The sequence below is a fragment of the Pseudomonas sp. FME51 genome (assembly GCF_014897305.1).
On sequence record NZ_JABUYN010000001.1, the window covers coordinates 108,461 to 122,848 of the forward strand.

Annotated in this window: 10 protein-coding genes; 4 read left to right on the top strand and 6 right to left on the bottom strand. The window is 33.2% G+C overall.

What is annotated here, in order from left to right; genetic code table 11:
* The first annotated feature begins 21 nt into the window (after window positions 1-21).
* The 3 genes from INT39_RS00550 to INT39_RS00560 are packed head-to-tail and all read left to right on the top strand — an operon-like array spanning window position 22 to window position 3,207.
* Entirely contained in the window at window positions 22-2,658 is a 2,637-nt protein-coding gene (locus tag INT39_RS00550; RefSeq protein WP_193016574.1) for a YdbH family protein, read from the top strand.
* Window positions 2,655-2,864: a YnbE family lipoprotein gene (locus tag INT39_RS00555; protein WP_319021304.1), complete on the top strand. Its 210-nt coding sequence runs from the start codon at window positions 2,655-2,657 to the stop codon at window positions 2,862-2,864. The genes INT39_RS00550 and INT39_RS00555 overlap by 4 nt, the downstream gene beginning before the upstream one ends.
* Window positions 2,865-2,874: 10 nt before the next feature.
* On the top strand, window positions 2,875-3,207 hold the full coding sequence (locus tag INT39_RS00560; protein WP_193016575.1) for a YdbL family protein: 333 nt from the start codon (window positions 2,875-2,877) through the stop codon (window positions 3,205-3,207).
* A gap of 95 nt (window positions 3,208-3,302) precedes the next feature.
* Here the strand turns inward: INT39_RS00560 and INT39_RS00565 are convergent, their stop codons facing one another.
* The 5 genes from INT39_RS00565 to INT39_RS00585 all read right to left on the bottom strand — a co-directional run bounded on the left by INT39_RS00565 (window position 3,303) and on the right by INT39_RS00585 (window position 8,544).
* Window positions 3,303-3,860: a fimbrial protein gene (locus INT39_RS00565; RefSeq protein ID WP_193016576.1), complete on the bottom strand. Its 558-nt coding sequence runs from the start codon at window positions 3,858-3,860 to the stop codon at window positions 3,303-3,305.
* A 31-nt stretch (window positions 3,861-3,891) separates the two neighbouring features.
* Window positions 3,892-6,267, bottom strand: coding sequence for a fimbria/pilus outer membrane usher protein (locus tag INT39_RS00570; RefSeq protein WP_193016577.1), 2,376 nt, complete (start codon window positions 6,265-6,267; stop codon window positions 3,892-3,894).
* On the bottom strand, window positions 6,257-6,958 hold the full coding sequence (locus INT39_RS00575; protein ID WP_193016578.1) for a molecular chaperone: 702 nt from the start codon (window positions 6,956-6,958) through the stop codon (window positions 6,257-6,259). Before INT39_RS00575 ends, INT39_RS00570 begins: the two co-directional genes overlap by 11 nt.
* Window positions 6,959-7,025: 67 nt before the next feature.
* On the bottom strand, window positions 7,026-7,502 hold the full coding sequence (locus INT39_RS22900) for a fimbrial protein (protein WP_193016596.1): 477 nt from the start codon (window positions 7,500-7,502) through the stop codon (window positions 7,026-7,028).
* 418 nt (window positions 7,503-7,920) lie between these two features.
* Window positions 7,921-8,544 carry an FMN-dependent NADH-azoreductase gene (locus INT39_RS00585; protein WP_193016579.1) on the bottom strand — a complete coding sequence of 208 codons (624 nt, stop codon included), beginning with the start codon at window positions 8,542-8,544 and terminating at the stop codon, window positions 7,921-7,923.
* A gap of 234 nt (window positions 8,545-8,778) precedes the next feature.
* Here INT39_RS00585 and hrpA point away from each other — a divergent pair, with 234 nt between their 5' ends.
* Complete coding sequence (gene hrpA, locus INT39_RS00590) at window positions 8,779-12,675, top strand: ATP-dependent RNA helicase HrpA (protein ID WP_193016580.1); 3,897 nt, start codon at window positions 8,779-8,781, stop codon at window positions 12,673-12,675.
* 267 nt (window positions 12,676-12,942) lie between these two features.
* Here the strand turns inward: hrpA and INT39_RS00595 are convergent, their stop codons facing one another.
* Complete coding sequence (locus INT39_RS00595; protein ID WP_193016581.1) at window positions 12,943-14,337, bottom strand: basic amino acid/polyamine antiporter; 1,395 nt, start codon at window positions 14,335-14,337, stop codon at window positions 12,943-12,945.
* Window positions 14,338-14,388: the final 51 nt, after the last annotated feature.

Genomic DNA, 14,388 nt, shown 5'->3' on the forward strand with positions numbered 1-14,388 from the left:
TTTGTTTAAAAGGAATATGATGTGTTGTTAAGAAAAACAATCAGATGGACAGGGACAATACTACTAGGTGTTGGTGTCATTGGCACGACATTATGGGTGTCTATTCCTCGTTGGTTACCTGTTGTTGTGAAATATTATTTACCTGAAGGTGTGTCTCTCTCACTATCACAACCGCAACTACAAATCACGGGATTTTCTCTTGAGAACATCGCATTAAAAACAGATCGTTGTACTTTAGCAAGCCTTAATAACGTTGTTTTTTCTTATCAAAAAAATCAACTTGATAAACTCCAATTTAATAGCCAACAATTTGCTATCGATGAATCCTGTTTTTCAACAATGCCTTCTAGTAAGCAGAAAGAGACAGCAACAGTACCTATTGACATAAATTCGGTATTAACATCGATACCTTCTTTATCCGTCAATATAGAAAATGTACTCTTAAAAGAAAATACGCGCTATCAAGGTGCGTTACAGCTAAAAACACAAAATAATGGACGGCTCGTGACGTATCAAGGAGAAAATGCTCAACTTGGTATTTTTATTAGAGATAACCAGTGGCTTGATATTAAACAGTTTAAAGTGAATTTGCCTGATGATAACAATATCGAATTGGCTGCCGAAATAGCGCTTCCTCTAGATATAGCGTCATTACCTGAAAAAGGTACCATCGATGCAACGCTATTAACTTCTCACTATGAACATCCGTTAGTTTTTATTCTTGAATGGGTTGGACACTCTGGCACTATTTCAGTTGCTGAACAAGGCGGAGGCCATGCATTGGCTTTATTACCTTGGACAGTCACACCTGAAAATATCGTTATTGAGCAAGGCCGTTGGGAATGGTTTGGATTAGACCAACCCTTGCGCGGAGGCGTCAATATTAATATTGCGCAGTGGCAAAAAGGCCTGACTGATTTAAGATTAATGGCACGATTAAATGTAATGACAGAAGGTAGTGCAGGAAAAGGGAACTTAGTTATTTCAATTCCTGAAACCACCGTCAATTGGCTAGATGCACAAATTCCTATTCAAATTACGGGCGTTGTTAATAAAGAACTTATGCAGGCCAGCGCGCAATTACCCGTTAAAGTCACTGGTGCGTTGACAGATCCTACGGTTGAATTTCAATCAGGTTCATTACTTCGGTTTAAAGGACCATTAACGGAAACCCTCACTATAAAAGATGCCCGGCTCCCCCTAGCGGGAACGACATTTTCATCAAAAGGATTTAATGGTCGTTTAAATGCGATAGTCGTTGCCCAAGACAGTATTTGGGGAGATTACCGCCTTCATTTCCAAGGTAAGGCACTTGATTTTTTACCTGATAATGGCACTTGGCAATGGCGTTATTGGGGGGAAGGTAATTTATTACCTTTGAAAGCGCAGTGGGATATTGCAGGAACGGGTTATTGGGCTGATAAATTGATTAGCTTTGAAAAACTCAATACCGGATTTGATGTTTTAAAATATCAACATACTGTAATGACGGCACCTCGCTTATCTTTACTCAGCCCATTTCGTTGGATAAGGGATGAGAAAAAGCCCGCATTTGATGGAAAGCTGAAATTAACCAGTCAACGTGTTGATTTTCCTGCGGGGGGATTTTTAGATAAGACAGAATTTATTGCAACAGTAAAAGGTGAGTCACCTTTTAATTTTAATGTTAAAGGTGAATTAAGTGCTAAACCCAATATAGGACCTATTGCAATAAATACACGTTGGGATGGTGCTAGGCTAAGAGGCCAAATGCGTTGGCCTTCACAGCCAATAAATGTTTTTCAATCTTTATTACCCTTAGATTTAGGCATTACTCTTGATAAAGGTGAGTTATATACACAAGCTGATTTTTCTATTGCACCTGATCAAGGGCTTATTGCAGGGGGGCATCTTGTTGTTAAACAAGGCAGTATGTGGCTTAAAGAGGGAGTTTTAGAAGGATTAGATTTTATATTGCCTTGGCGTTTAAACAGTGATGAATGGCAATTAGGTGTTAAACAACCTATTCAATTACGAATAAAACGCATTAATAATCTTTTTGAAATGACAGATATTACAGCAGACCTTCAAGGTTTTTATCCAGCAACTGAAAATAAGCCATTGGTTTTATCCAACGTTAATGTGGCAATGCTTGATGGAACTATTTCATTAGCTAAACTTGCTATTCCACAGCATGATGCAGCGATTATTTCTCTTGATAATATTCAATTAAGCTATCTATTTACTCTGCTAAAAGTGACGCAGTTTGCAGCATCAGGCAAAGTCAGTGGTGAATTTCCCTTTTTTATCAGTAATAATCAATGGATTATTAAAGATGGATGGCTGGCAAATTCATCTTATTTAACACTACGACTTGATAAAGACTTTGTTGATTCAATTGATGACAGTAACATGTCTGCGGGCATTGCTATGGCGTGGTTACGTTATTTAGAAATTAGTCGCTCTTGGACGCGTGTTAATTTAAGCAATCTAGGGGAGTTGGTCTTAGAGGCTGAAATTCATGGAACGAATCCTTTAGAAGATAAACGACGACAAGTTAATTTAAACTATCGGCACGAAGAAAATGTCTTTCAATTATGGCGAAGTTTACGATTTGGCTCGCGATTGGAAGAGTGGTTAGAAAAAAGCCTATCAGATTTAGGGAGTGAGTCAGAGTGAAATCTTTATTTTTTTTAAAAAAAGCATTTTTGTTAATGGCGTTGATGATAGGAATATCAACGTTAACAGGATGTATTCGGCTAGAAGTTGCGACACCGGATAAACCTATAAATATAAATATGAATGTAAAAATTGAACATGAGATTAATGTAAAAATAGACAGACAAGTTGACGATCTCTTAAAAAACAACAGCGCCATTTTTTAAAGGATAAATGATGAATTATAAAAAATATCTCTTAAGTTTTGCGCTAATGTTGGCTTTAGCAAGTACAAGTGCTACCGCGTTAACATTGGATGAAGCACGAGCGCAGGGGCTGGTGGGTGAAACATTTGGTGGCTACATTGAGCTTGTGCAAACGAATAATAAACAGGCTCAACAGCTTGTTGATGAAATAAATCAAGCAAGAAGGGCTAAATATGCTGAAATTGCTAAAACTAATCAGGTGACACCTGAATCAGTTGCTCGGCTTGCGGGTGAAAAGTTAGTCGCAAGAGCCAATGAAGGTGAGTTTGTAAAAGGAATTAATGGAAGATGGGTAAAAAAATAGTTAAATCTAAAATAGATATTGAGTGACTATCTTGTAATTTCAAAAACAATCCCTCTATTTATAGAGAGATTGTTTTTTATATCTTCAATTAATTATTATTCATTAAAAATAACAACATCATCATTTATCATTATAACGAAATGAATATTTGATTGTATATAACCGGGATCAGGTGACATATCATCTTTTTTTACATAGTTAACTTGAAAATAAAATTCAGCTGTTCCATCAACTAGACTCTCAATGAATTCATTTTCTTTATTAAGATTTATAGGTCTTTCTTCAATATCATATAATAATTGAAATGCAATATTAGAACTAGCTTCACTGCCTATAATATTATTTTTTAAGTAACCTGTAGCATTATCAATACTTGAGTTTTCGATTTTTAAACGAACATCGCCATAACTTTTAGAGCAATCTTTTATTATAATCAAAATAATATGATTTTCGGTATCTGATAATGTTCCTGCATCATAGGATGAAAAATCGTTGCCATTAATAGACATGTTATCATTAATGTTTTCATGGATATAATCAATGTCACAACTTAATGGAATATCGTGATCACCACGCCTTGCTGTAGAGGGTAATGAAAACGAAAATAACAGTAAAATAATCATTAAATAGTGTATGTGTTTTTTGTTTTTCATGTTTATCTTAATGTATTTATAATCATATTAGTTAAAGACATTTAATTTCTTTTTTTATTAATATGTTCTCTTTTTCATTACTGTTTATGCTGTAATTAAATTGACATTGATTATCCTCTCCCCATTTTATCTGTACTGTTCCATTTTCAGAAAGACCAGCAAGAAAAATAATATTATTATCTGTAACTAGTCCCTGTGTGATAATATTTTTTTCTTTATCAAATACGGTTACTCTTGAAGCAAAAGGAAGAGGAGTTGTTGATTTAAATATAACACGATAACCTATTTTTACTGGGAAAATGACTTTTGATATTGCACCTAGTGTTGGAATGGTACTTTTACTATAATATTCAGCTTCAGCAAATTGAGGTAATGTCGTTGCGTCTAATTTAATGGTATTTATTCGATATGGGGTTATATTATTTAAAATTAGATTACCAAAATTATCTGTCTCTTCTTTCGATGAAAATGATGTTTTGATACCAGAAATGCCTTGGGTATTAATTAATGTAAATGTTTTACCTAAGCGAGGAGCCAAAGTAATACCATCAGAATGAAAAACAATCCCACCATTAATAGAAAGATTAAGATTATAATCATCTTTCATTTTATTTACATTAAATGTATAAAACTGATAATTATTTTGATAACGTACATTGGTCGAAAAACGATTGGGTTTTATTTTAGCATTATGAGTATACTGATAATTTACCGAATAGCCTAAATTATTATTAAGTAGTCCCCCTCCAATATTTGTACTATTTACGTAATCTTTTCTTCCTGGTTGAAAATTTGTTTGATTATTAAACCAATGATAGTGGCTATTATTGCTTCCTAATGAAATCTGAAAATTAATTGAGATAAAATGATCTAAAGTGTATTTTTCTTTTTTTAAATCATACTTAAAGTTATAATTTATTCTATTTGTTGAAGATGAAAAAGAGGTACCAAATTCAGAGGTTTTAGATGTATTGTTATATGTTTTTTCATGATAATTAAAAGAAAGATAACCTAATTCATTAATACGCTGCGATAAAGAGAATGAATAGCTTTTTCTAATTCTGTTTTCGGGTGAGAAAATATCTAGATAATGATAAGAAGATAGTTCAGAAGTGAAGTAAGAGTCTGTTATTAAAATGTTTTTTTGATAACGAAATTGATATTTTAATTTGTTGTTATTTTTATTTTTTTCATAACTTATATTGGTTGCTAAACCTCCCAATATACCTAAATCTAGTGATAAACCAGATAAATAATTTAAATGACTATCACATTTCTTTATCGCGCTATATGAGGTTATTTTTTGGCTAAGACCATATGAAAATTCACTTAAAATAAAAATAGAATTTTCTTTATGATTATTACTTGATAATGTACCAGAAATTAAATTATATTGATAACTCCCTTTATTTAGTTGATTGTGAAGAGAAGTAAAGTAATGTGTCGAAATTTTTATTCTTCCATCCGATTCTATTATTTCTAAAGTGAGTTTTTCACCTCCTAATGTAGGTAATGAGTTTAAAAGGAAAGGGCCAGGAGGAACTCTAGTTTCATAGATAATTTTATCACCTTGTTTTACGAGAAGTTGAGCTTGAGTATCTGCTATTCCTTCTATAATAGGTTTATTTGCATAAAGAGTATTATTTGAAACTAAGTTATTGGATATTAATTGAAAGCCAATAATTTTCTCGGTTGGTAATATTCGAGTTGTGGGTGAAAATTTTCCTCCATAGAAAAGAGAAGAAAAAGAGTTAATTTGTCGATAGGTATACATTGATGAAAGTGTATATTTATAATATTTATTATTCCAATAAACACCATTTTGGCTGCGTATACGCCAAGCGCTTAGATTAAGACCTGTATAAAAATTAAATTTTTGTTCACTTATGTTTTTTTGATAATATCTAATCGAGTATGAATACTGACTAAATAATGCAGTGATCCCATTATCCCAATTTTGCTTAGCAGTAATATGGTTTTCTTTTTTTATTAATGCTTTTTGTGGAATGATTAAATTTAATTTTTGATTGGAAAAATTATACTTAAAATCGATTGAGTAATCACTTAAAAGTATTAAGTCTTGATTATCTTTTTTTATTTTATAAAAATCAGTATTAATGCCAAGAAAAATAAAATCATCTATAGGAATGTAGGGGGTTAATTTGTTTTCTATATTTTTAAAATAAAGTGGTTTTGCCATTTCTTTTCTATTATTTATATAGATAGTGACGTGATAAATTCCTTCTGGATTTTTATTTTCAAGTAATGATTTGATGGTTACATCATCAATGTTAGAAAGTGAATGAGCATAAATAGAGAGAGAGTTATCTTGGGATTTAGTGTCTCTACCATAAATGGTCATTAAAATAAAAAATACTATTTTTATTTTTTTAGACTTAATTCTCATTAATGACAGCCTTTTCTATTGCATTTATTTCCATATTATATTGATTATATGTTTTCCAATTAACAATTCCATTTTCTTGAATTGTTTTTTTTGTATTGTATTTTTTAAATGGAGGGATTGTTTTACTTTTATCGATGAATAATTTCCCATTATAAGAAATTTTAAGTAGAGTGATAAAATAAGGTGTGGGATTGTTTATAATAAATTCATTATTCTTGTTTTTTAAAAATTCAATTTCTTTATAAGCTTTGTTTGCATTTTTCTCTATAGAAATGGGCCTATATATTAAGTTGTAGACTGAGTTTATGGAAATATGTAATAAATTTTTATTGCTATCTGAATTGGATAGAATTGGGGTTTTTTTAATATTTACTCTATATATTGTCTCTTTATCTTTAGCTATAGTTTCGTCAGTTTTAAATATTTTTAAAGAAAACTGTTCATTTTTTTCTATTTTAAATAGAGGTGGTGTGATCATAAAAGGAGGTTCATTACTATTTTCCTCATCATAAGGTGAAATCCAACTTTGGATAAAATAATCATTATCTGTTTTGTTTTTTATTTCAATGATTTCTTTATTGTTGCTTTCAATAAAGATAAATTTATCCTTGTTTATTTCTATTGAAGAATAACTAAAAGTAGAGAGTGGGATATATATTAATGATGCAATGAATTTTATTTTTTTAATCATATTATTTAAATATAAAAATTGTAAGTTTTAAAACAAAGCTGGTTTTACAGCTTTGTTAATTAAGTTTTTAATCTGTAGAAACGTCACTGTAAATGACATCAAAAGTTAAAGTAGATGATACTAGGCCTGGTGTTGCATCTTCACCATTAGGTTTCATATAGTTAACGTTGAATAAAAATTGTGCATCGTTATTTTCTTTATTTACAGTTAATTTAAATGCTTCAGGTCTTTCATTATCTAAGCTAATTATTTTTTTATCAGCATCAAAAATAGCAATATCGACATTACTGCCACCTTTGGATAAGTTTTTTAAAAGTCGTTTATTTTGTTTTGGTATTTGTAATTGAAGAGCATTAATATTTTCACTACAGTTATCAAATTTAATTAAAAGTGGTTGAGCTTGCGCTTTAGCAATATGATCATCACCAAAATTACTCGCTTGAACAGGAGGTAATACAACAGCTTGTATTTCATTTAATTGACATCTTGGATTTGGTGTAACAACACCATTAATTGTAATTGTACCTATATTTTTTCTGTATATTCAACCGCATGTGATTGAGTAGATAAAAACACCGTAGATAGAATAAATAGTGAGAGTATATTTTTCTTCATTTAAAATTCCATTTATTGAATTAATAAAATTGTTTAATTATCAAGTTTTTCCTTTGAACGGTTGAATTTTATTCATTTGTTTTTTATAAATCAAATAGGTTTTAATTTAATTTTTTCATTCTTAAAATGAATAAGAAATAAACAATAAATATTATCTTATTTAATTGTTGATGTTGATTTATTAATTTGAAATTTTCGATAATATTAGATTTTTACTCTTTCAGTGTTTTTAAATTATAAATTAAATAGGTGTTTTTTATAAAAGGAAAAATGATTCTAATACAAGATTAAAATTAGATATAAAAAAAGCACCTAAATTAAGTGCTTTTGAAAAGAGAAATTAATTATTATTTTACAGTAATATTTTTTGTACTAATTACACTATCAATTTCTTTTTGTGCTTGTCGGTGAGATTGCTGTGCGTGTTCTTCACCAAAGGCTATACCCTCAGCCATAATAAACTGTACATTATTAATACCAATAAAAGCTAAAAATTGTTTTAGAAAAGGAACGATAAGATCAGAAGGTTGGTCTTTATGAATGCCACCACGGCTAGTTAATACAATAGCCTGTTTATTTTCAAGTAAACCAACAGCACCCGCTTCAGTATATTTAAATGTTTCACCCGCACGAGCGATAAAATCAATATAATGTTTTAATTGGGCAGAAATTGAAAAATTGTACATTGGTGCAGCAATAACAATTATATCATGTACTTTTAATTCACTAATTAACTCATCTGATAATACTCTGGCGGCTTTCTGTTCATCAGATAACATTGCTGTTTCTTTACCAAAGGCAAATAATGTTGTTTGGTCTAAAACAGGTACTGGATTTTTAGCAAGATCACGTACTGTAATTAGGTCATCTTTATGGTTATTCTGCCAGTTTTCAATCAAGTAATCCGTCATTTTATTACTGTGTGAATAGCTATCTAAAATGCTGGTTTTTAGTACAAGGATCTTTTTCATTATTTTCTCTTGATTTATAACATGTTCTATTTGATTAAATTTATTTGCTAACAGTAGTTTACTCTATTCTTAAAACATCACACCTCAATCCTTTGAATATGCTATTCAAAATTATTGATTATATGAAATTATATAATAATAATTTTAATCAAGCCTTTATGTGCCAATAGCCTGTTGTGATATCATACAGGCATTAGTTTTGATTAAAAATAACCTCAAAAAGGATAATAAAAGGTGACATTATCATCTGCTATGCTCTATCAAGAAATAGAGCAATTATCGTTGCGGGAGCAGCAACGATTAAGAAAACGTCTACGTGGCGTCGCTAAAATCAGCAATGAAGAGTCTAAACAAGCGGTATTAAGTTCAATTAAACAAGATATTACGACCGCACAACAGATGATAATTCGTCGCAAAGCAAATTGTCCTGAAATATCATACCCAGAAAATCTCCCTGTTAGCCAAAAGAAAGACGCTATTTATAATGCAATAAAAGATAATCAAGTGGTTATTATTGCAGGTGAAACGGGTTCGGGTAAGACAACACAGATCCCTAAAATTTGTCTTGAATTAGGGCGTGGAATTAAAGGCTATATTGGTCATACTCAACCTCGGCGACTAGCTGCGCGTTCTGTTGCTGAACGTATTGCTCATGAGTTAAAGAGTACGCTAGGAGAATCTGTAGGTTATAAGGTTCGTTTTAGCGATCATGTTGGTGATAATACACTCGTTAAGTTAATGACAGATGGGATTTTATTAGCGGAATTACAGCAAGATAAACTGTTACTACAATATGACACGATTATTATTGATGAAGCCCATGAACGTAGTTTAAATATCGATTTTATTCTTGGCTATTTAAAACAGTTATTACCTCAACGCCCTGATTTAAAAATTATTATCACTTCTGCAACTATTGATCCGGAACGCTTTTCCAAACACTTTAATCAAGCGCCTATTATTGAAGTCTCAGGGCGAACTTATCCTGTTGACGTGAGATATCGACCTATTGGTGGTGATGAACTTGATAGTGATAAAGATATGACCGATGGCATTATCGATGCCATTGATGAGTTAGGTAGAGAAAGTGCAGGTGATATACTGATTTTTATGAGCGGTGAGCGAGAAATTCGTGATACTGCTGATGCATTGAATAAATTGCAACTTCGTCACACAGAAGTATTACCTCTATTTGCTCGTTTATCTAATAGTGAGCAAAATCGAATTTTTCATCCTCATAGCGGTAGACGTATCATTTTAGCGACTAACGTTGCTGAAACTTCGTTAACTGTGCCCGGCATTAAATACGTTATTGATACGGGTTTTGCGCGTGTTAGCCGATATAGTTATCGCACTAAAGTACAACGATTACCTATCGAACCTATTTCTCAAGCTTCAGCTAATCAAAGAAAAGGGCGTTGTGGCCGTGTTTCTGATGGTATTTGTATTCGACTTTATTCAGAAGATGATTTTATTTCTCGATCTGAATTTACGGATCCTGAAATATTAAGAACCAACCTTGCATCCGTTATTTTGCAAATGACATCAATAGGGTTAGGTGATATAGGTGCTTTTCCCTTTGTACAACCGCCCGATAAACGTAATATTCAAGATGGTGTGCGTTTATTAGAAGAATTGGGCGCATTACAAGAAGGAACAGACAATAAGGGGGCTTATCGGTTAACCCCAATGGGAAAACAACTTGCACAACTTCCTATTGACCCTCGTTTAGCCAGAATGGTACTTGAAGCGCGTAAATATGGTGCTGTAAAAGAGCTAATGGTAATTACCTCAGCGCTTTCAATACAAGATCCTCGTGAAAGACCGATGGATAAACAACAAGCTTCTGATGAAAAACATCGGCGTTTCCAAGATAAGGACTCAGATTTCTTATCTTTTTTAAATATGTGGGATTATTTAAAAACGCAGCAAAAAGAGTTAAGTCACTCTCAATTTAGAAAATTGTGTCGTCAAGAATTTTTAAACTTTATGCGGATCAGAGAATGGCAGGATGTTTATACTCAATTACGACAAGTCGTTAAAGAATTAGGTTTTCCAGTTAATAGTGAACCGGCAGATTTTAGAAGTGTTCATGTTGCGTTATTAAGTGGTCTGTTATCTCATATCGGGCAAAAGGATGCTGATAAACAAGAATTTACAGGTGCAAGAAATGCCCGTTTTTCTATTTATCCAGGTTCTGGTTTATTTAAAAAACCACCTAAGTGGACAATGGTCGCTGAGTTAGTTGAAACATCTCGTTTATGGGGAAGAATTGCCGCTAAAGTTGAGCCTGAATGGATTGAACCTATCGCTGAACATTTAGTGAAACACCACTATAGCGAACCTCATTGGTCAAAAGCGCAAGGCGCTGTAATGGCTAATGAAAAAGTAACGTTATATGGTTTACCTATCGTTGCTTCACGTGCCATTAATTATAGCCAAATCGATCCTCTTTTATGTCGAGAGCTCTTTATTCGTCATGCATTAGTGGAAGGCGATTGGCAAACTCGTCACGCATTTTTCCGAGAAAATTTAAAATTACGTACTGAAGTTGAAGAGCTAGAACACAAATCTCGTCGTCGCGATATTCTTGTCGATGATGAAACAATGTTTACCTTCTATGACCAACGTATACCTCAGGATGTGGTGTCTTCTCGTCATTTTGATAAGTGGTGGAAAGAAGCACAAAAAGCATCACCTGATCTGCTGAACTTTGAAAAAAGCATGCTTATCAAAGATGATGCTAAACGTGTTAGCGCATTAGACTATCCAAATTATTGGCAACAAGATAATTTAAAATTACGCTTAACTTATCAATTTGAACCCGGTACTGCGGCTGATGGTGTGACGGTTCACATTCCATTACCGATTTTAAATCAGGTAAAAGATGAAGGTTTTGATTGGCAAATCCCGGGGATCCGTCATGATTTAATTGTGGCCTTAATTAAGTCATTACCAAAACCGATCCGTCGTAATTTTGTACCTGCACCCAATTATGCATCTGCTTTTTTAGAGCGAGTTCCTCAAGTTGAAGGTGATTTGCTCGATAGACTTGAAAAAGAGCTACGCCGTATGACGGGGGTGACGGTTGAAAGAGAGAGTTGGCAGCTTGACCAAGTTGCGGAACATTTGAAAATGACATTCCGTGTTATTGGCGATAAAAATAAAATGCTGGCAGAAAGTAAAAATCTCAATCAATTAAAAGAGAATTTAAAGGAAAAAGTACAAGAGACATTATCTGCCGTTGCTGATGATGGGATTGAGCAACAAGATTTACATATTTGGAGTTTTGGTGATTTACCACAGCGCTATGAACAAAAACGTGGTGGTTATTCAGTGAAAGCTTATCCCGCTCTTGTTGATGAAAAGAACAGCGTAGGTATTAAGCTTTTTGAAACAGAATCTGAACAGCAAACATCAATGTGGGAAGGTGTAAGACGGTTATTATTATTAAATATCCCATCACCGATTAAATACTTACATGAAAAACTCCCTAATAAAGCTAAATTAGGTCTTTACTTTAATCCTTATGGCAAAGTACTGGATTTAATTGATGATTGTATCGCTTGTGGAATTGATAAACTGATGGCGTCTTATGGCGGTTTAATTTGGAAAGAAGATGAATATCAAAAACTGCAAGAATATGTTAGAGCAGAACTAAACGATGCTGTAGTTGAAATAGCCAAACAAGTTGAAGCCATTTTGACGCAAGTATTTGCTATTAATAAACGTTTAAAAGGGCGGGTTGATATTAGCGTTGCATTCGCATTATCTGATATTAAAGCTCAACTTAATCAGTTAGTTTTCCCTGGCTTTGTGACTTCACACGGATGGAAGCGTCTTGCTGATATTCCTCGTTATTTAAGTGCAATTGAAAAACGAATGGAAAAATTAGCGATTGATCCTAATCGCGATCGCGCTCAAATGAGCCGAGTTGAAAATGTTATTCAACAGTGGCAACAGTGGTTAGGTAAACTAACTGAGAAACAAAAGCAGCAAGAAGAAGTGCAAAATATTCGTTGGATGATAGAGGAGCTTAGAGTCAGCCTGTTTGCTCAACAGATAGGAACACCGTATCCAATATCGGATAAACGTATTTTGCAAGCAATGGAACACGTTAATTTTAACTAATTTGCCATGCGTTTCCTAAATAAAGCCCATAACAAAATGATTTTTATGGGCTTTTCTATTGATTAGGCCATTAATATTAACGCATTTTATTAGTTACAACATACTATGATTGCTAATTATTAGCCACCTAACCATTTGTGTTTTAAAAAATAGCTTAATAGAGAAAAATTGATTTTGAATCTAAGGTAATACTCAATTTAATGCTGAAGAGAAGAGAGAAGAGAGAAGAGAGAAGAGACTCTATTTTAGTGAGCCTCTTCTCTTCGATTAATAAATAGCTAAGTAACCTAATGCAGGAATAGCACTAAATAAAACAAGCGATAACAGAATTTTTTCACCCATCAATAGCGGCTTTTTATCTTTATATTGTTTACGAGTGTATAAAAACATTAAGATCCCTGGTGCATAAAGTACAACGGACAGTAATAAATTAATGATACCAGAGGCATAAAGTAACCATAAACCATATAAGCTTGCAGGGATTGCAATCAGTAACAATCCACGACTACTACGTGCAATCGCAACCTTAAATAAAAAGGCACCCACCAAGAAATAAGGAACAAGGATCATTTCTGATGCGATAGTCAGTAATGTATTGTAGTTACTTCCGGTTAGCCAAATTAAAACTAAAGAAAATTGAACGGCAATGTTAGTAAACCATAATGAGGAAGATGGGGCATCATTCTTATTTTGTTTACCCAGTTGTCGAGGAAAAGAATGGTGTAATGCTGCAATATAAGGAACTTCTGCAGCCATAATCGTCCAGCTTAAATAGGCGCCACAAACAGAGAGAATAAGCCCAGCTGCAATAATTATCTCACCCATGTTACCAATAAGTTGAACCAGTAATGGTGCCATTGATGGATTTTTCATTGCCGCTAATTCAGCTTGGCTGACTAATCCTTGTGATAATAAAGTCACCAGAATATAAATAATAAGTGCAATAACAACAGCAAGCACAGTAGCTAAACCGACATCACGGCGGTTTTTGGCTCTAGCTGAAACGACAACTGCACCCTCAATACCAATGAATACCCATAGCGTAATCAGCATGGTATTTTTGACTTGATCCCAAACGGGAACTCCCATATTTATACCTTGAAAATCAAGAGTAAATATATCCATATTGAAAGCGAGCAGAGCAACAATAACAAATAAACCTAAAGGAATTAGCTTTGCCATTGTTGCCATTAAATTAATACTGGCGGCAGTTTGAACACCACGTAAGATAAGAAAATGGACAACCCAAAGTAAGATTGATTCTCCAATTAAGGCTTGCCATGTGTTTCCATCACCAAAGATAATATTTTCAGAGGTATCTGTAAAAAAACTAAGTGCTGCAAAAACAATAACAAGATAAGAAACGTTAGCAACGACAGCACAAACCCAGTAACCCCACGCTGAACAGAAACCAATTAACTCACCAAATCCTTCTTTTGCGTAAGTGAAAATGCCCCCATCAAGATCAGGTCGAAGACGCGAGAGGAGCAATAAAGATGTAGCAAGAAAAAGGATCCCAATACCTGTTATCACCCAACCGATAATCAGTGCGGCAGGGCTGGCAACTTCTGCCATATTTTGAGGCAAACTGAATACACCAGCACCAACCATTGAGCTTAACACTAATGCGGTAAGTGATATTAAGCCAAGTTTCTTATTCAAAGATAATTACCTGCGTGATTAAAATTGTAAATAAATAGCGTATTTTCTTAT